This is a genomic window from Bacillus sp. JZ105, from assembly GCF_053903125.1.
In genome coordinates, this window is sequence record NZ_CP096387.1 from 713,365 (window position 1) to 731,363 (window position 17,999).

The window sequence follows — 17,999 nt, forward strand, 5'->3', positions numbered from 1 at the left end:
ATAGCGAAGGGGGAAGGGAAAATGGATCATCGTCAAAAGCAAGTGGTGTCAATATCACTTATCACAGCATTTGCACTGATTGGGGATTCAATGCTTTATATTGTTCTTCCGATCTATTGGAAAGAGGTTGGTTTATCATCTATTTGGGAGGTCGGGCTGCTGCTGTCCATTAACCGATTCATCCGCATCCCGCTAACACCTGTCGTTTGGTGGCTTTATCGGTTTGTCCCAATGAAGACCGGTGTATTGATCGCTATTTTGATTGCATCAGTGACCACAGTGCTTTATGGTGTGAGCGGTTTTTGGCTGCTGCTGATTTGCCGCTGCGCTTGGGGGCTGGCATGGACGTTATTGCGTATGAGTGGAATGAGATTAATTGCTGAGATGGAGGAAAGCTCTCAAGGGCATTATACGGGTATTTATAATGGGCTTTACCGGCTTGGCAGTTTATTCGGCATGTTATTTGGCGGAATATTCGCCAGCCTGATCGGCTTCCAGTCCATGACGCTTGTTTTTGGTTTACTCACATTACTAGGAATCATTTTTTATGTCTCTTTGGATGAGATTGAAAAGAGAGAAGAGGGGCAGGTGTATCAAGTCATCAAACAGAGGTGGCTTGCACAGGATGTTGTAAAAGTATTAATGACAGGTATGCTGATCGCACTTGTGATCCAAGGGTTATTCGCATCAACACTCAGCCATGTCATTGAAGCAAGGATCGGTCATGGAGAATTTGCTCTGTTCGGCTTTGTCATCGGAGCTTCGGCTTTAAGTGGAATCATTCAAGCGCTCAGATGGGGGTGGGAACCATTTGTAGCACCAAAAACGGGCAGATGGTTTGATGGGCTTGTGATGAAGGAACGAACGCTTTGCTGGATGTTTCTTTCATTTGGAGGTCTCAGTTTTCTGGCGGTCATGCTGAAGGTAAGCGGCTGGTTTCTTGTGATGCTGCTTTTGATCCAGCTGCTCTCAACAATCTTAACGACATTAACGGATACGCTTGCTTTTCAAAAAGCGTCTGCTCAAACAGATAAAAACCGCTTCCTCGCAAGCTATTCCTTTGTTCAAGATATGGGAGCGGCTTTAGGACCCTTGTGCGGGTATACGATGATTCAGTTTTTTGGATCAAGCAGCGTCTTTTGGCTGATGCTCATCATAAGCTTATTGCTTGTCAGCATGTGGGCAAGAGGCAGGGAGCTGCATGTTTCTTCTGATCCTGCGTCATAAATCAAGCATTATACAAAAAACTGCTTCCTGCACTGAATGCAAGAGGCAGTCGTGTTTTTTATTCTAGATCTGAATCATAGGCTTTTTGCGTTAGCTGGCTGACCACCTCTTTTAACCCATTTGGTTTATGAAACTCAACAGGTGTGCTTCCTTTTTCGAAGACGATTTGATCTGCTTCAACGAGCACGACATATCGATTGTTGAGCTTTGCAAAATGGATTGAGTGGCCAAAGTCTGCTAGAAGACCTTTGATTTCCGTTTCGCCTAGACGCATTTTCATTGTGATATCAGGGGTTTGTTCAACAATATGGGAGGCCGCTTGTGTGACCTGTTCTGTATCGAGTGTTTCTCTAATTTCTCGCTTTTCACTCGCTTCCCATATTTCAAGATCCTCTTCAAACTGCTTTAATTCTTCACTTTCATCCTGTAATGTTTCAAAAACCTGTTCCTGTACCATATTCATGACCTGTGATTTCATGATTTCAGGCATGGATTCACCGTATTCGACGAATTTCAAAAAGTCCTCAAAATAACGAGCGTGTGAGGATTGGTGAATTTTCACTTCAGCTTCTTCAGTCATGCCCTCTTCCGGCATAAACGGGTATTGAATCGATTTCATGTTTTTTGTCGTAATGGCCATTTCGACTTTTCTGATCAAGGTAGATGTATCAGCGATGGAAGCCACTTTCTGTTCGAAATCGCATTTCATAATAAAGACAAAGGAATCATCGAAATATTTTTTAGGAACGGCAGAAGCAACTAAAAAAACGCCGCCTCTGACAGCACTTGTATCTAAATATGTGCGAACAAACTGTTCACTGCATTCATTAAACAATTCTTTTGTATCTGCAAATCTCGTTTGATGAAATAGGTTGTAGTTTGGATTTGAATCAAGCTCATGACCAGGCTCTACAATAAATCGGCCAATTTTGGTCGGTACTTGTTCAGATTTAGGGTGTCGGTCCACTTTTCGTTTGACGATTTTTTTCAGTTCACCGTCTAAAAAGTCCTTCAGCTCACTTTGTTCAAATTCCTCTTGATCTAGTGTTTGATAATGTTTAAACCGTTTATTTGCTTGTTCATCTTTGCCTTCGATTTCCACGACAAAGAATGATAGAAAACGTATCGTAAAATCCATTGATTGGTCACCACTTTTTCTTCTTCGGATATGTTGAGTATAGAAAAAGGAGTGAAAATCGTCAACGAATGGAGAAATATCGTGTCATTATTTCCCGAGAAATGTTTATTGAAAAACACTTGATAATAATTATCATTCTTGATAGAATGGTAAAAGAAAAGAAGGAACCTGCCAGTTCCTTCATCTCAGAGAAAAATAGATTATTTTGTTTCAAATGTTTCGCAATCAGTTTCAGCATTGCGAGTCACTTCAGTCATCGTGTTTTTACCGATTTTAATGGTAGAAGCGGTACAGCTGTTTTCAGCCCAAAAACGGCAAGAGTTCACTTCACAAAGAACGTTTTGTGCCAAGGGAATTCACCTCCGTAATTCATATTGAGAATGAAACAAGCTGCCACTTGAATTCATTCAATCTAGTAGTCTCTTTGTAGAAAGAGGCTGTTTGTGCTGGTTATGCACATGTTTATCATACCATCTACCCTGAAAATATACAATTTAAACTTTGGAAGAGCGAGAATATGAATCTCGCTCTTTTTTTATTTGTAAAAATAGTTAAATGCTAGGTGGCACACTCTCTCATTTCGACATATGAATAGAGTAGATTCAAAACCTGATGTCGGACAAAGTATGGGGGTACATGTACTGATTTTCCGCATAAAGATAGGGTTTTTAATCAAAAATCTTCATAGAGAGATGAGGGGAGAAGATGAAAGCAGTCATTCTCTGCGGAGGAAAGGGAACGAGAATGAGTGAGGTCACACAAGCGCTTCCTAAACCACTTGCTATGATCGGAGATCGGCCTATTCTATGGCATATTATGAAAATCTATCAGTATTACGGTGTAGATGAATTTATCCTATTGCTTGGATATAAAGGAGAGAAGATCAAAGAGTACTTTCTGAACTACGACTGGCAGCACCACAGCATGCAGCTCGATATGGCGACAGGAGAAATGAAGCTTTTAGGGAAAAAGGAGAACTGGAAAATCACCTTTTTAGATACAGGTGAAGATACGATGACAGGCGGACGTTTAAAGCAGGCACAGGATTACATTGGTGATGAGACTTTTATGATGACGTATGGTGATGGACTGGCCAATATCAATATGTTTCACTTATTGAAACGTCATCAGGATCTTGGAGCAGCTGCGACTGTCACAGGCATTGAAAAGAAGTCCCAGTACGGGACACTGAAGGTGTATAACGGGATGGCACAATCCTTCTCTGAGAAGACAGACAGTATCGGGATGATCAATGGAGGATTTTTTGTGTTGTCTCCAAAGGTATTTGATTATTTGACAGATGATGATCAATGCGTGTTTGAAGCGGAGCCTCTTCAAAACCTGGCGGATGATGGAGAGCTTGCCGTTTATGAGCATCACGGATTTTGGACAGCAATTGATACGTATAAAAATCTGAAGGAAATCAACGACATGTGGACAGATGGAAAACAACCATGGAAGGTTTGGTGACAGCATGAGCGGATTTTGGAATGGAAAGAACGTATTTGTAACTGGATGTACAGGGCTGTTAGGGAGTTATCTCGTTAAGGAATTGATTGATCAAGGGGCAAACGTGACTGGACTTGTGCGTGATCAGGTGCCTCGATCGAATTTATATCAAGGCAGTCAATTTGAAAAAATGAATGTGGTGCAAGGCGCATTAGAGGATATGCAGACGATTGAACGTGCGTTAGGAGAATATGAAATTGACACCGTCTTCCATTTGGCTGCCCAAGCCATTGTTGGGGTCGCGAACAGACATCCTGTTTCTACATTTGAAGCGAATATTTTAGGGACATGGAATGTGCTGGAGGCTTGCAGAAGACAGCCGCTGATCAAACGAGTGATCGTGGCATCAAGTGACAAAGCATACGGTGATCAAGAGCAGCTGCCATATGATGAAGACATGCCGTTAAATGGGAAACATCCGTATGATGTCTCGAAGAGCTGTGCAGATCTCATTTCTCATACGTACTACAACACATATGGTCTTCCGGTTTGTATTACACGCTGCGGTAATTTATATGGAGGCGGAGATTTGAATTTCAACAGAATCATTCCGCAAACCATTCAGCTTGTGTTAGAAGGAAAGGCGCCGGAAATAAGAAGTGACGGGACATTTATTCGTGATTATTTCTACATTGAAGATGCAGTGAAGGCTTATTTGCTGCTAGCTGAGAAGATGGAGGAAAAAGGGCTGGCGGGAGAAGCCTTTAACTTTAGTAACGAGATTCAGCTGACAGTACTTGAACTTGTAGATAAGATTTTAAAAGCAATGGGAAGTGAACTGAAGCCTCGTATTTTGAACCAAGGAACACATGAAATTAAGCATCAATATTTGTCAGCAGAGAAAGCGAGAAAGCTGCTTGATTGGAAGCCTGATTACTCCATTGATGAAGGCTTAGAGAAGACGATTGAATGGTACCGCGAATTCTTTCAAAAATAGAGGTGTAAATAGATGAACAGCATATATTGTACGGTTCTTTCAAGTGGAAGACTTTATCAAGCCATTGCGTTTTTCTTATCGTTGAAGCAAGTAGAAGATGATGCTGTCATCAAGACGTTATGTATGGATGATGCTGCATTTGATTTGCTTCATCAAATGAATTTTCCGCATGTGGATCTTGTTCATGTACGGGAGCTCGAAACACCAGAGCTGCTGGAGAAAAAAGAGGAACGGGATGCATCGGAATATTGCTGGACCTTAAAACCGATTTGGATTGAATGGTTATTTGAACAGGAGCAGGCAGAGAGCGTGACCTATCTTGATGCGGATTTGTTCTTTTATGAGAGCCCTCAGGTGATTTTTCAACATCAGCCGAATGCTTCTGTTTTAATTTCGAGAGGGGATATTATCATTCCAAGCTTTGATGCAGAGGAAGTGAAGATGCTTCAGAAGCTTTTAGGACGCTATAACTCAGGCTTTCTGCATTTTAAAGGAGATGAAGCCGGGCGAAAATGCCTCAGCTGGTGGAAAGAAGAATGCTTAAAAGAATGCAAAAATGCACCGGGAGAAGGCAAGTTTGGCGATCAAGGATATCTAGATCATATGCCGAGACTGTTTGACAAAGTAGAAGATATTGAGACAAAAGGCGTGAATATTGGTCATTGGAACTATGGGCAGCATTCTTATCGGGAGGAGAATGGACGTATTCTTCTGGAGGATGGGCACCCGCTCATTTGTTATCATTACAGCGGCTTTCGGATTGTGAGTAAGGATGAGATGCAGCAAATTCATGAAAAAGGACGAAATGATCTGCCGTTTTTCCAAGAAGCCTATCGGCAAGTGCTTCGCCATGTGATTGAATCTGTGGAGCAGGTCGATCCGCTGTTTAACGGCTATGCCAAACGGGAGGAGGATGACGCATGAACGAAAAGCCGAAGGTAAGCGTCATTATTCCAAGCTATAATGCCAAAGAGCGTTTAGAAGGAAGCCTTTTTTCCTTAACGCTTCAGGAAACAGATATTCCATTTGAGGTCATTGTTGCCGATAATGGCTCAACGGATGGCACGATGGAAATGCTCGAGAATATTGAGGTGAACTTCCCATTTAAAAAGGTGCGTATTCCTGTCAATCAAGGGATTGCAAAGGGGCGTAATCATGCCATTCGCGAGGCGGAGGGAGATCTGCTCATTTTTCATGACAGTGATATGCTGGCAGAACCGAGGTTTATTCAAAAGCATGCAGAGGCCCACGCTGACAGGGAGGATCTCGTTATTTGCGGTGTGTGCTGGAAGCGGATTTATCGCTATTTTTACACAGCATTTGATAAAGATCATATGAAGCGGTTGAAAAAGCAAGGGCTGTATAAGCGGAAAATGGAGGACAAAACGCCTCTTTTATCATTGGAAGAAGTCCAAAATGGTGCATTTTTAGAGAAAAGCTTCGATTTGCAGTCTGAATTTATTGATATCCTGAAAGACATTTTGGAAACGTACCACTATGATTTAGGTGCTTATGAGCTGCCATGGCGATTTTTTATTACAAATAACTCCTCTGTTAAACGTAAGCATGTCATGGCACTAGGGATGTTTGATGAAAATATCGTTCGGTACGGATTTGAGGATTATGATTTAGGGATTCGATTGAATCAGCTTGGTCTCTCCTTTGAATTACGAGAGGATATCATGAGTGTCCATCAAGAGCATCCAAGTAATTTAACGTCATTTGATGACATCAAATACAACATTTTGTATATGTGTGAGAAGTTTAACAATATTGATTCCATTGATGTCCACTTGGCTTTCTCTGGTCCGTTTTCTCACACTGTGACAAATGATATTGTGAAAGAAGTTCGGCAGCTGCGTGAGAATCCAGCATTTGATGACCTGTTATCCTATTTTTTAGAGCTGCTTCATTTGATCACAGAGCGGAATGTAGGCATCAAACGGGATAAAAAAGATATGCTGACAGCCAAGCATGTTCCTTTGAAAAAGCTGGCAGAAGCGGCGCAGCTTGCACGTCAGGAGTATGGCTGCATGGTGCTTGTAGAAGCCATTCAAGGGCTGACGAAAGAGCTGTTACGCGTTGATTTGTTCCAAGTGGATGTGTTGTAAATGGCGTCTTATCACTTTACAACCATTGTGTCGAATACCCATGTCTTTAAGCTTTTGGCGCTGATTCATTCGCTTGAACAAAACGCTCATGCATTCAAGCTGTCCGTTTTATGTGCGGATCCTTTGGCTTATAAGGTGTTAAAGGAGTTCCCTCACCCGCATGTTCAATATGAACAGCTTGAAGACATTGAAGATGATACGCTGCGAAAGGCAAAAGAAGATCGTACGTTTCATGAGTATTGCTGGACATTAAAATCTGCTTTTCTGCTTAAAATTCTTGAGTCCTCAGATGCGGATTATCTTGCCCATCTGGATACAGATTTGTATTTTTATCATGATCCAGAGGCGATTTTTGCAGAGAATCCAAGCGCTCATTTATTTTTGACGGATCATATGAATTCCAAGCGGTTTTATCATTTTTATGAGCTGTCTGGCCGCTTTAATACAGGGTTTGTAGGCTGTCGTAACACAGATGTTGCCAAACAGGCAGTCACCCAATGGAAAGAAAACTGTCTTGCCCATTGTACAGTAGAAATGGATACAGAAAAAAAGACGTACGGGGATCAGCGGTATGTGGAAAGATGGGTTGATGATTTTGAAGGGGTTCATATCGTTGCATCTAAAGGAGCCAATGCGGCGATTTGGAACATTGAAAACTACAAGCTTTCAGTTGTAAAAGGGGAGATGTATCTCGACGAATGTCCACTCTTGTTCTATCATTTTTCTGCCTTTACGATTATTGACGAGAATACCTTTAACCTTAATTGGTATTACTATATGAAGGAACAGAAGCTTGTGGATCATTTGTATATTCCGTATGCCGACTTGGTTCATCAAAAGATTAAACAGGTGCAAAAGGTATTTCCAGAATTTAAGCAAGGATTTATTGCAAGGAAGCATGTTCCTGACACGCATTTTTATGAGAGATGAAAAACCGCTCATTTATTGAGCGGTTTCAGACCGTAGACAAACCCCTCCTTTACTTAAAGTAAAAGTGGGGTTTTCACATTTTTTGATAAAAATATCATGTGTTTTACGCTGGACATGGTCCTTTCCATGTCCAGTTTGCTAGCTTTTTAAGGTTCATGGCAGCGAAAGTAAGCATCGCTTGCATTGAAACTTTTTTTAGTCCACGAAGTTTCGTCCAACGCATACCATGCTTTTCTTTGGCATCCGCAAAAACGCGTTCAATTGTTTCTTTCCGTTTTGCATAGATGCTCTTATTTATTTCAGTGAGTCTTAGGTTGTCTGCTTCATCTAGGTAATCCTGCCAAATATGCCGATGAATTTGTTTGGTATGATTTTGACTTTGTGTACAGTTATCTAAAAACGAGCAGGACTTACATACTTCTGAGTCGGACGCATATTGCTTATAGCCTTCTCTAGTCGTTGTACGATAGGAGAGAATTTGCCCGTTGGGGCAAATGTAACAATCAAAATATGCATCATACACGTATTCATTCTTTTTCAAATAACCAGCTTTTGTTTTTGGACGAGTGTAAGGCATGACTGGTCTTATCTCTTGATCCATTAAAAACTTAGCGATGTAAGGTGTTTTATATCCAGCATCTACTGCGACTACATTTGGTTTTCCGATTTTCTCTGTCACCTTTGATACGAGTGAATCTAACATACGACTATCATGAACATTGCCACCTGTGACCAGTGATCCTAGAATAAATCCTTTTGAATCACAAGCTGTATGAAATGAATAAGCAAATGACTTTTCACGTTCATCCTTTACATAGTAGCCACTCTCTGGGTCAGTTGTACTGACCTTGATTTCTTTTATTTCTTCTTTATTCTGAAGGGGTAAAGGCTTTTTTCCATGTTCTTCACGATCAATATTAATTTCCTCATGAAGCTGATTTTGATAACTTCTCGTCTCAACTCGAACGATTTTCTTTTCAAGTTTTTTCTTATTGGCATTCGCTTTGACATGTGTTGAATCAATGAAGGCGACAGAAGGGTCAACGAGGCCTTTTTTCATCGCTTCTCTTAAGATTCGATAAAAAATTTGTTCGAATAAATCTGTATCGTGAAAACGTCTCACGTAGTTTTTACCGAAGGTAGAAAAGTGCGGAATTTTCTCCGAAAATCCATACCCAATAAACCAACGATAAGCCACATTGGTTTCAATTTCTTTAATCGTTTGACGCATGGAGCGAATGCCAAATAGATATTGGATCAAAACCATTTTAATGAGAACAACGGGGTCCACACTTGGTCTGCCATTGTCGGAACTATAATGATCTTTGACAAGATCATAAACGAAGTCAAAATCGATTGCTTGATCTATTTTCCGTACAAGATGATCTTCAGGCACTAATTCATCTAATGCCACTACTTCTAATTGATTTCTTCTTTCTTCTTCACGTTTCGATAACATGTTCATCCCCCACAGAAATGTTAATATCCTTATTATACAAAAAAGCTTGTAGACTTTGTCTACAAGCTGAAACCGCTCATTTATTGAGCGGTTTCAACGTGTAGACAAACCCTCGCATTCTTTGTCAGTCCTGTGCGCTGGTGCTCACGAATAACATATTCGCTCCGCTCCGGTGCTCGCCCTTCCTAGACTGCAAAGGTTTTCTATCACGCTGAAAAGAAGACAAAGGGCTAAAATCAAGATCATTTTAGCCCTTTGTCAACAATCTGAACCGCTCATTTATTGAGCGGTTTTCTTTTTTATGATTCATTCCATTTGGAGATGGTTTGGTCGCTGGGAAGTAAGAAGGCTAGGATGCCTAATATCGGTAGAAAGGCAACACCGATCATGGTAGGCGTTAAGCCGAAGGCATCAATGAACGAGCCGAGGGCAACCGATCCGATTGCGCCCATACCAAACGCAAGCCCAACAGTTAAACCAGACATTGTGCCAATTTTCCCGGGAAATAGTTCTTGGGCATAAACCACGGTGACAGAGAAGCTTGATGTCAAAATGAGCCCAATGAGTCCGAGTAAAACATAAGCAAAAACCGGTCCGGCAAATGGCAGCAGCAGGGCAAGCGGGAAGGATGCCAATAAGGAAACTAAAATCACATTTTTCTTGCCAAAGCGGTCTGCAAGCGGCCCGCCTAAAAATGTCCCAATTGCACCTAGAATGAGAAATAAGAAAATATAAGTCTGTGATTCTTTAATCGTCAAACCGTATTGTTCAATCGCATAAAATGCATAGAAATTCGAAATGGCATTTCCATACCAAGAGCGGGCGAAGATGAGAAAGACGATAATGCCAAGTGCAATGAGTGCTGATTTACGATGAATATCAGATCTGACAGCTTTTGCAGGTGTTTTTTTCGCTTGGGCCCGAATGGTTTGAAGTCTTCCTGCGTACCATCTTGAAATATAAAGAAGGAAACCAACCGCCAACATTCCAACAATCGTAAACCAAGCTACGCCTGTCTGACCGAGCGGGACGAGCATTAATGCAGCGATAAGCGGAGCAAAGGCTTGACCTGTATTCCCGCCTACTTGATAGATGGACTGGGCAAGTCCTCGTCTTGGACCAGCTGCCATGTTCGCAACACGCGAGCCCTCTGGATGGAAGATCGCAGAGCCGAGTCCGATAAAGACAACGCAAAGCAGAATGGTGGCAAAGGATGGAGCAAACGCGAGTCCGAATATACCGACAGCACTTAAAAATAAAGCAATCGGAAGTGCATAAGGCATCGGCCGTTTATCCGTGTACCACCCAATAGCTGGCTGCATCACGGAGGAGACCATATTTAATGTAAAAGCAATCAGCCCTAATTGTGTAAAAGTCAGCCCCATTGAGCGTTCCAAAATAGGGAACATCGCAGGAATAACAGCTTGCAATGTGTCGTTCAGCAGATGACAAATACCAATAATCAATAAGATGGGATAAACCGTTGAGCCGGTAACAGAATGTTGAGGTTTATCCTTTGTACGAGCAGCAATGGCCAATGAGACTTCCTCCTTTCATTTATCTCTGATTTTTGCATTCTTCTCATTTTATTCATAAGGTGAACTATAAAACAATAGCAAATTGTCATGATTTAGAAAAAAAGAGACACAAGCATTTGATTGGGCTTGTGTCTCTAAAGAGTTATTTGTAAAAAGAAGCAATCACAGGCTTCATTTTTTGAACGACGAGTCCACTGCCGCCGCGGTTTTTCACCCCTTCGATCATGCCGACGAGGACGTAATCTTCTTTTTTAGGATTAAACGCAAGTAAAAATCCATTTTCAGTGCCGTCTGTTGCACCTTGTTTGCTCTTTAATTCTGCCGTTCCCGTTTTAGCAGCAATATCCGCTCCTTCGATTTGTAAGGAGTGGGCTGTCCCGTTTGGACTGGTCACGACCTTAGTCAATGCATCTTTCACTGTGTCTGCCGAGCCTTCTTTGATGATTTGTTTTGGTGATGCTGTTTTTTCATCTTGAATCACTCGAGGGTAGACAAGCTTGCCTCCCGTGGCAAATGGAGAATAGGCATGTACTTGTTCAATCGGTGACATGAGTAATTCGCCTTGCCCATACGCCGAGTCAGCCAGTAAGATCTCCGATTGAATACCATCGTTTGATACTTGTGCAGGCTTCATTGTAAATGGCATGTGTAAGTCTTCGCCAAATCCAAATGCTTTCACTTTTTTCTCGTAGGTGTCTTTGCCGATTTCGAGTGCTTCCTGTCCAAAATAAATATTGTCTGAGTACACAAGAGCATCGACCATATTTACTTTTTCCTTATCGTGAACCCGTGTGATGCGATAATTTCCCCAAGATTGATCCTTTTGCCATTTCAGTCCGTGAATGGTGCGCACTTTTTCAGGCTTTGTGACACCTGTTTCCAGCCCAATGGCAGCTGTAATGGTTTTGAATGTGGACCCTGGTGCAAACCGGCTCGCATATCGAGCTTGGAATGGAAGGTCTGGATTTTCACTGTATGCCTGATATTGCTTAGGTGTAATCCCGTTTGTCATGAGATTGACATCGTAGGAAGGGGTGCTGACAAGTGCTAATAGATCACCTGATGATGGATTCATGATCGTGACGGCCCCTTTTTCACCTTTCAGCTGATCATAGGCTTTTTTCTGTAAAGAAGCATCGATCGTCAGCTTCACTGTTTTTCCATCTTTTCGAGCTGATTTTTGCAATGTTTCTTCAATGCCTGTTTCATCATGGACGATGAGAATGCTTCCGCCATCTTGTCCGCGTAAGTTTTTGTCAAATGTGAATTCAAGGCCGGTTTTACCGATGATTTGATCCGCCTTTAATGCTGGATTTCGTTTGATATCATCCGCATTTGCTTTTCCGACATACCCGGTGAGATGAGCAGCGGCTTTGTTATATGGATAGTAGCGCATTTCCTTTGATTGATAGGTGACGCCATTTACGTCTTTTGGAATTGGCTTTTGTTTTAACATCGATTTGAGCGGGACAAACGTGTCGTCTGTAACCCATGCTTGTTTCAGCTGATTGTTGATGAGTTCTTCCTCTATATCAAAAGCTTTGCTGATCTTTTTGATATTGTGTTCTTTTTCTTCTCCTGTTCCGAGCTTACCTGGGATGACGCCAAGTGCGTTTCCACCAGTTGTTTCTGCGAGCGTACGTCCTTTTCGGTCGACAATGTTTCCGCGGACAGCAGGATCTGATTTGACCTTGATAGTATCTCCTTTTTCCATTTGCGGGAAGATGAGATTTGGTTTCCAGTCCACTTTCCACTTGTCATCTTCTTCGGTGAGAATGCCCTTGTAAGACAGCTTATGCAGCTTGCCAAGAGACGTTTTCATCGTTACATCATAGGAGAATTGATACCCATCTCCTTTGTCCTGTTTTTCAACGTTGAGCTTTGAAATGTTCAGATCAAAAGCACCAATGCCGTTGAAAATATTGTCGTATTTTTCGGCTAGTTGTTTTTTTGAAAAGTCATTGGCTTTCAAAGATGCACTTGTCACCTCATCTGCCAGCTTCGTAAAGTCTTTCTTCTCCATATGTTTCGTAAAGCTTTGAGCGGCTTTTAAAGCCTCTTTTTCTTTTGAGAAAAGAGTATCTTTTAAGAAAAAGAAAGCAGCAGCGACGACGATAATGCTAAGAAAAGGGATGATGACTTTTTTCTGTTTCCAAAATGATTTTTTTTGACCCGTATACAATGAAAACACCTCAATTTTTGATTAGATCCTCTATATTTTACAGTGATTGGTCGTGATTTGTATAGTTTCTCCTATGAAAATAGACCAAGGGATCATGTCATGGTTTGGGTAATGGGAGTAAAATAACAGCTATTCATCATGAAAGATATCTTCATTTTTTCTTATGATTTAAAGGATTTCTTAAAAGATCCTCGAATGTTAGAAAAAATATGACAAGCGCTTTCAATAGGGGGGGGATTGTTATCGTTTATAAAAAGGTGAATTTGATTGGACTTGTTCTTGGACCGACACTCTTTTTGTTCGTTCTTTTTCTCATACCTGAAGATGAATTGACCTATGCTGCGAGGATAGTCTTGGGCATTACAGCTTGGACGGCTACATGGTGGGTGACTGAAGCACTGCCCATTCCTGCTACATCTTTATTGCCCATCATCTTGCTGCCGACACTTGGCGGGCTTTCTATGGAACAGGCATCAAGGTCTTATGGAGATCCGATCGTCTTTATGTACATGGGGGGATTTATGATCGCAATTGCCATTGAAAAATGGAAATTACATAGAAGAATGGCCTTACACATTTTAAGGGTGATTGGCACAAAAAGTGACCGCATTGTCTTAGGTGTCATGATCGCGACTGCTTTTTTATCTATGTGGATTTCGAATGCAGCGACAGCACTCATGATGCTGCCAGTGGCACTTGCAGTGATTAAAGAGGTCAAGACAAATGAAATCTTATCTGGTCCATCTCTTGATCGATTCAGTAAAAGTATCTTATTGTCAGTAGCGTATTCAGCGTCAATAGGAGGTTTGGCGACACTTGTCGGGTCTGTGCCAAATGCGGTGTTTGTAGCGATGTCAAAAAAACTGCTAGATCGAGAGATTATGTTTTTCGAATGGTTTTTGTTTGGTTTTCCTGTTGCGATGATTCTGCTCATTCTCTTATTTTTGTATTTGACGAGGGTACAGTTCAAGGTAGAACACAAAGGGGAAATGAGTGCAGCGTTCATTCAAAAGGGATTAGAGGATTTAGGAAAAATGAAAAGAGAGGAAAAATGGGTATTTGTTGTTTTTCTCATGACGGCGTTCTTATGGATTTTTAAGCTCTTTTTGTTTGGAGGAATGACCGTATCTGATACGTCTATCGCCATTTTCGGTGCCATGCTGTTATTTCTCATTCCAGCAACAAATGGAGAGAGAATATTAGAATGGCAGGATATGAAAGAACTGCCGTGGGGACTTTTGCTTTTGTTTGGAGGAGGGCTTGCGCTCGCTGCGGGCTTTGCAGAAACCAATCTAACAGGATGGATCGGAGAAAATTTACAGCATTTAAACGGGCTTTCGTATATCATGCTGCTGATTATTTTAACGGGAGCGATTCTGCTTATGACGGAAATTATGTCTAATACGGCTGTTGCCAATATGATTATTCCGATAACGGTAGGGCTTGGGCTTGCAATTGGAATCGAGCCGTATGGGTTAATGGCCGCAGCTGCTTTGGCTTCCTCCTGTGCGTTTATGCTGCCGATTTCCACACCGCCAAACGCCGCTGTCTTTAGTGCGGACGTGCTGAAAATATCTGATATGGTCAGGGCGGGTTTTTGGTTAAATATCATCAGTATTGTGGTGATTGTTCTTGCGGTCTATTTCTGGCTGCCGGTCGTGCTGAAAAGCTGATCGCATTAAGAAGAGGAAGGCTTTGATCGAATCGAGACAACCGGTGTTTTTGTTTCTTTTGGCTTCGGTGTTTGTGTGGATTTTTTGATGCATGTGTCCTTTGGTGTGTAATAGGTTGCCCCAATATTGAGCCTGCCTTGAAGCTGGTCAATAGAAAGCTCCCCAAATTCTAAATGATAATCAATTTTGTCCACACGCATGGATTCAATATGGATGTGTGTATCCTCTGAGACAGGAGCAGCTGGTGCAGACATTTTTTGCTCAAGAGCGGCGAGTCTTTTTTCTAGCTCAATGACAGCTGGGGATGGATTGGATTCAGTTTTTTTAAAGAGTGATTGAATGAAATGTTTCAAGTAGACCACAACCTTTTCTTCCGCCTTACTCTAGTCTATGGAAAAGCTGCCCCGTATATACTTAATAGAGATGACAAGAAAGGGGAGAAGCACATGCTGCCTGCTCAGATTCACATTGCCCGTATGAAAACGAATTCCATTGGCACAGGATCATCTATGACGTTTGGCTCGACGTTTGTTCGCAATCATTGCAGTACGATCAAACGAAACAATGGCTTTGGGGAACAGAATGCTGATGGCGTGATCACGATCCTGCCGAATGAAACAATTGATGATCGTGATCAAATAGACGCAGTGAGTATCAATATTCGTCATCTATGATGATAGCCGTCGCTTTTCCTTCATCTTTTTGCAGGCGGATGTAAAGTACACCGTCTTTAAAGGCAGCATTCATTTGGCCGAGAATCATTTCTGGAAGGCGGATTTTCTTTTCAAACGGACCATACTTCCCTTGTTTTTGGCGAAAGTCCTGCTCGTTAAAAAAGAAAAAACGCTGTCCTTTCACAACCAAATATTCACCATATGATAACACCTGAACGTCTTCCTTTCGGTAGCCAGGCAAGTAAATTAAGTATTGAATTTCTGCATGGGTTTCCACCATGTCGATTGGAGGAAACGACGCATCTGATCCCCGCTGATCCTGCTGTGTGAATGTAAATGGAGATGGACCGTTTGCCATAAAGGGGGATCTTTGCTCATCATCGAAGATCATTTTCCAAAAATCATCTCCATGCATTTGCTGGGCAATATCCATCCACTGCTTCATTTTTTCGAAGTCCATGTGAAGACCTCCCGTTAACATACTTGATGGGTGCTTGCATATACCTATAAAAAGGAGGTTTATCTGTGGTTCAACCAATTCCGTATATCAATATTAATATTTTCATGTTAAAAATTAATTCCTTTGAAAATGCGTCGGCGGTGAATGTCGGACAAAATTTGTTAGCAGAGTGGCAAAACTCAGATAAAAAAAATCAGGGTTACGGACAGAATTTTGGAGATGCCAGCGGTTTTGTCGGTACAAAAAGCCATGTAGATGATCGAGATCAAGTGGACTCACCTGCCTCTTTTTCACCAGCAGCTAAACCCATTCAAAGGAAGTGACGTGTGATGTTATTCTCACCCTCAGTCGTCAATGTCGGTGCTTTTAAAATCAATGCAATGGATCGGGGTGCATCACTGACGCTTGGACCTTATCAGCAGATTGATTATTTTCTCTCAATGAAATTGAATCAAGGTTTTGGTGAGGACAATGGAGATTGTTCACCGCTTGTCATTCCGATTTCAAGCGTGTTAGATCCAGATATGGTGGACTCGAATTCAGTCAAAAACAGTGTGATTTAAGAAAAAAAGAGACCGGAAATCCCCGTGTCTCTTTTCTAATGTGTTTCATTAAGATGGCTTTTTCGTCTTGCATAGGTGAAATAGACAACAACACCGATGGCGATCCAGATGAGGAAGGCTCTCCATGTTTCCCATTTCAGTGTGAAAGCCAAGATCATACAAATGACCGCACTAATGATAGGAAGGACAGGGACAAAGGGTACTTTAAAAGCTGTATTCATATTCGGATGTTTTTTCCGGAGTACGATCACAGCGATAGAGATCACCGTAAAGGCCGCAAGTGTACCGATGCTGACTAAATTAGCAAGTGTTGATAAGTTGACGAATCCAACGATACAGGCCGCAACAGCGCCTGTCAGCCAAGTGTTGGCAACCGGTGTCTTAGATTTCGGATGAACGTTTGAAAAGATTTTCGGCATGAGCCCATCTCGGCTCATGGCAAAGGTTAAACGAACCTGAGCGTAGACAAGTGCAATTAACACTGTCGTAATCCCGATAATAGCACCTGCGGATATAATGCCAGCGACACTATTCAGGCCAACCACTTGAAGAGCAAATGCGACAGGATCACTGACATTCAGCTTCGTATAGTGAACCATGCCAGTTAAGACGAATGAAACCCCGATATATAAAATCGTACAAACACCGAGCGCACCGATGATTCCAATTGGCATCGCCTTTTGCGGGTTTTTAACTTCTTCAGATGCATTAGCGATTGCATCAAATCCAAGGTAAGCAAAAAAGACAGTTGCCGCTCCAGCAATCACGCCATGGAAGCCCATTGGCATAAACGGTGTCCAGTTTTCAGGTTTGACGTAAGCAAAGCCTGAAATGATAAAGAGCAGGACGATGGCAATTTTGATCAGCACAATGATGTTATTCAGCTTTGTGCTTTCTTTGACGCCTCTTGAGACGATAAAGGTGATGAGCAAAATAATGAGTGCGCCTGGAAGGTTAAAGACGGCCCCATCAGCGGCTCCAGGTGCAGCTGATAAAGCTTTCGGTATGTGCAGGCCAAATCCGCTGAGCAGTGATTGAAAATAGGACGACCATCCACTTGCTACAGCAGAGAGCGCAATGACATACTCAAGCATGAGATCCCAGCCCATTAAGAAGGCGAGAAATTCTCCAAGTGTTGCGTAGGAATACGTATAGACGCTTCCTGACACAGGAATGGATGAGGAGAATTCAGCGTAGCAAAAAGCAGCAAGGGCGCATGCGATCGCAGCCAAAATAAAAGATATAATAATCGCAGGTCCTGCATCATTTGCCGCAGCAACCCCCGTAATGACAAAAATTCCAGTCCCGACCACACAGCCAATGCCAAGCAAGATTAAATCAAACGTATTCAACGAACGGCTGAGCCGCTTTGTTTGACTTTCAAGCATGAGCTGGTCGAGAGATTTTTTTCGAAATAAAGAACTCATGTTGACCTCCTAATGGATAAATCTTTTCGTAAGACGAATGTTAGTATATGCGCAAATGACAATTTAGTCAATTGGTTGAAAAACGCTTTAAATCACTAAAGTATTAAACGTCACAACCGAATAAGTATATAAAAAGAGACATCCGCCGGGAAATCGAAGGCGGATGTGGTG

18 protein-coding genes are annotated in these 17,999 nt (G+C 42.0%); 10 read left to right on the plus strand and 8 right to left on the minus strand.

Annotated features, from left to right (window positions below):
• Window positions 1-21 precede the first annotated feature (21 nt).
• Window positions 22-1,227, plus strand: coding sequence for an MFS transporter (locus tag M1D81_RS03545; RefSeq protein ID WP_456265613.1), 1,206 nt, complete (start codon window positions 22-24; stop codon window positions 1,225-1,227).
• A gap of 58 nt (window positions 1,228-1,285) precedes the next feature.
• On the opposite strand, the gene M1D81_RS03550 is transcribed toward M1D81_RS03545, so the two are convergent.
• Window positions 1,286-2,365, minus strand: coding sequence for a DUF3900 domain-containing protein (locus M1D81_RS03550; RefSeq protein ID WP_456265612.1), 1,080 nt, complete (start codon window positions 2,363-2,365; stop codon window positions 1,286-1,288).
• A gap of 200 nt (window positions 2,366-2,565) precedes the next feature.
• A complete protein-coding gene (locus M1D81_RS03555) occupies window positions 2,566-2,715 on the minus strand; it encodes a DUF1540 domain-containing protein (RefSeq protein ID WP_073204211.1) in 150 nt (49 codons plus the stop codon).
• A 355-nt stretch (window positions 2,716-3,070) separates the two neighbouring features.
• Between M1D81_RS03555 and rfbF the strand changes: the two genes are divergently transcribed.
• Genes rfbF through M1D81_RS03580 form a run of 5 tightly spaced genes read left to right on the plus strand, consistent with a single transcriptional unit; the run spans window position 3,071 to window position 7,852 of the window.
• Complete coding sequence (rfbF, locus tag M1D81_RS03560; protein WP_024424573.1) at window positions 3,071-3,835, plus strand: glucose-1-phosphate cytidylyltransferase; 765 nt, start codon at window positions 3,071-3,073, stop codon at window positions 3,833-3,835.
• 4 nt (window positions 3,836-3,839) lie between these two features.
• Window positions 3,840-4,811 (plus strand): GDP-mannose 4,6-dehydratase, encoded by a 972-nt coding sequence (locus M1D81_RS03565; protein ID WP_025092661.1) that lies wholly within the window; start codon window positions 3,840-3,842, stop codon window positions 4,809-4,811.
• Window positions 4,812-4,823: 12 nt separating this feature from the next.
• A complete protein-coding gene (locus M1D81_RS03570; RefSeq protein WP_456265611.1) occupies window positions 4,824-5,735 on the plus strand; it encodes a putative nucleotide-diphospho-sugar transferase in 912 nt (303 codons plus the stop codon).
• Complete coding sequence (locus M1D81_RS03575) at window positions 5,732-6,922, plus strand: glycosyltransferase family 2 protein (RefSeq protein WP_456265610.1); 1,191 nt, start codon at window positions 5,732-5,734, stop codon at window positions 6,920-6,922. Before M1D81_RS03570 ends, M1D81_RS03575 begins: the two co-directional genes overlap by 4 nt.
• A complete protein-coding gene (locus tag M1D81_RS03580) occupies window positions 6,923-7,852 on the plus strand; it encodes a putative nucleotide-diphospho-sugar transferase (RefSeq protein ID WP_456265609.1) in 930 nt (309 codons plus the stop codon).
• 103 nt (window positions 7,853-7,955) lie between these two features.
• Here M1D81_RS03580 and M1D81_RS03585 read toward each other — a convergent pair whose 3' ends face one another.
• The 3 genes from M1D81_RS03585 to pbp4 form a co-directional block, all read right to left on the minus strand.
• Window positions 7,956-9,311 carry an IS1182-like element ISBpu1 family transposase gene (locus tag M1D81_RS03585; RefSeq protein ID WP_456265168.1) on the minus strand — a complete coding sequence of 452 codons (1,356 nt, stop codon included), beginning with the start codon at window positions 9,309-9,311 and terminating at the stop codon, window positions 7,956-7,958.
• 299 nt (window positions 9,312-9,610) lie between these two features.
• On the minus strand, window positions 9,611-10,849 hold the full coding sequence (locus tag M1D81_RS03590; RefSeq protein WP_456265608.1) for an MFS transporter: 1,239 nt from the start codon (window positions 10,847-10,849) through the stop codon (window positions 9,611-9,613).
• A 142-nt stretch (window positions 10,850-10,991) separates the two neighbouring features.
• Window positions 10,992-13,031, minus strand: a complete 2,040-nt coding sequence (gene pbp4, locus M1D81_RS03595) for a penicillin-binding protein PBP4(5) (protein ID WP_456265607.1) — start codon at window positions 13,029-13,031, stop codon at window positions 10,992-10,994.
• Window positions 13,032-13,240: 209 nt separating this feature from the next.
• On the opposite strand from pbp4, the gene M1D81_RS03600 reads away from it, so the two are divergent.
• A complete protein-coding gene (locus tag M1D81_RS03600) occupies window positions 13,241-14,704 on the plus strand; it encodes an SLC13 family permease (protein WP_456265606.1) in 1,464 nt (487 codons plus the stop codon).
• Between the two features lie 5 nt (window positions 14,705-14,709).
• Here the strand turns inward: M1D81_RS03600 and M1D81_RS03605 are convergent, their stop codons facing one another.
• The gene (locus M1D81_RS03605) at window positions 14,710-15,066 is read right to left on the minus strand and encodes a hypothetical protein (protein ID WP_456265605.1); all 357 of its coding nucleotides are present in this window, start codon (window positions 15,064-15,066) and stop codon (window positions 14,710-14,712) included.
• A gap of 84 nt (window positions 15,067-15,150) precedes the next feature.
• On the opposite strand from M1D81_RS03605, the gene M1D81_RS03610 reads away from it, so the two are divergent.
• A complete protein-coding gene (locus tag M1D81_RS03610; RefSeq protein ID WP_456265604.1) occupies window positions 15,151-15,378 on the plus strand; it encodes a hypothetical protein in 228 nt (75 codons plus the stop codon).
• On the opposite strand, the gene M1D81_RS03615 is transcribed toward M1D81_RS03610, so the two are convergent.
• Window positions 15,359-15,838 (minus strand): Hsp20/alpha crystallin family protein, encoded by a 480-nt coding sequence (locus M1D81_RS03615; protein WP_456265603.1) that lies wholly within the window; start codon window positions 15,836-15,838, stop codon window positions 15,359-15,361. The genes M1D81_RS03610 and M1D81_RS03615 overlap by 20 nt on opposite strands.
• Before the next feature lie 65 nt (window positions 15,839-15,903).
• On the opposite strand from M1D81_RS03615, the gene M1D81_RS03620 reads away from it, so the two are divergent.
• Together M1D81_RS03620 and M1D81_RS03625 are read left to right on the plus strand one after the other, a co-directional pair.
• Entirely contained in the window at window positions 15,904-16,161 is a 258-nt protein-coding gene (locus M1D81_RS03620; RefSeq protein WP_456265602.1) for a hypothetical protein, read from the plus strand.
• A gap of 6 nt (window positions 16,162-16,167) precedes the next feature.
• Window positions 16,168-16,401, plus strand: coding sequence for a hypothetical protein (locus M1D81_RS03625; protein WP_008344178.1), 234 nt, complete (start codon window positions 16,168-16,170; stop codon window positions 16,399-16,401).
• Window positions 16,402-16,436: 35 nt separating this feature from the next.
• Here M1D81_RS03625 and M1D81_RS03630 read toward each other — a convergent pair whose 3' ends face one another.
• Window positions 16,437-17,828: an amino acid permease gene (locus M1D81_RS03630; protein WP_197172132.1), complete on the minus strand. Its 1,392-nt coding sequence runs from the start codon at window positions 17,826-17,828 to the stop codon at window positions 16,437-16,439.
• Between the last annotated feature and the right edge of the window lie 171 nt (window positions 17,829-17,999).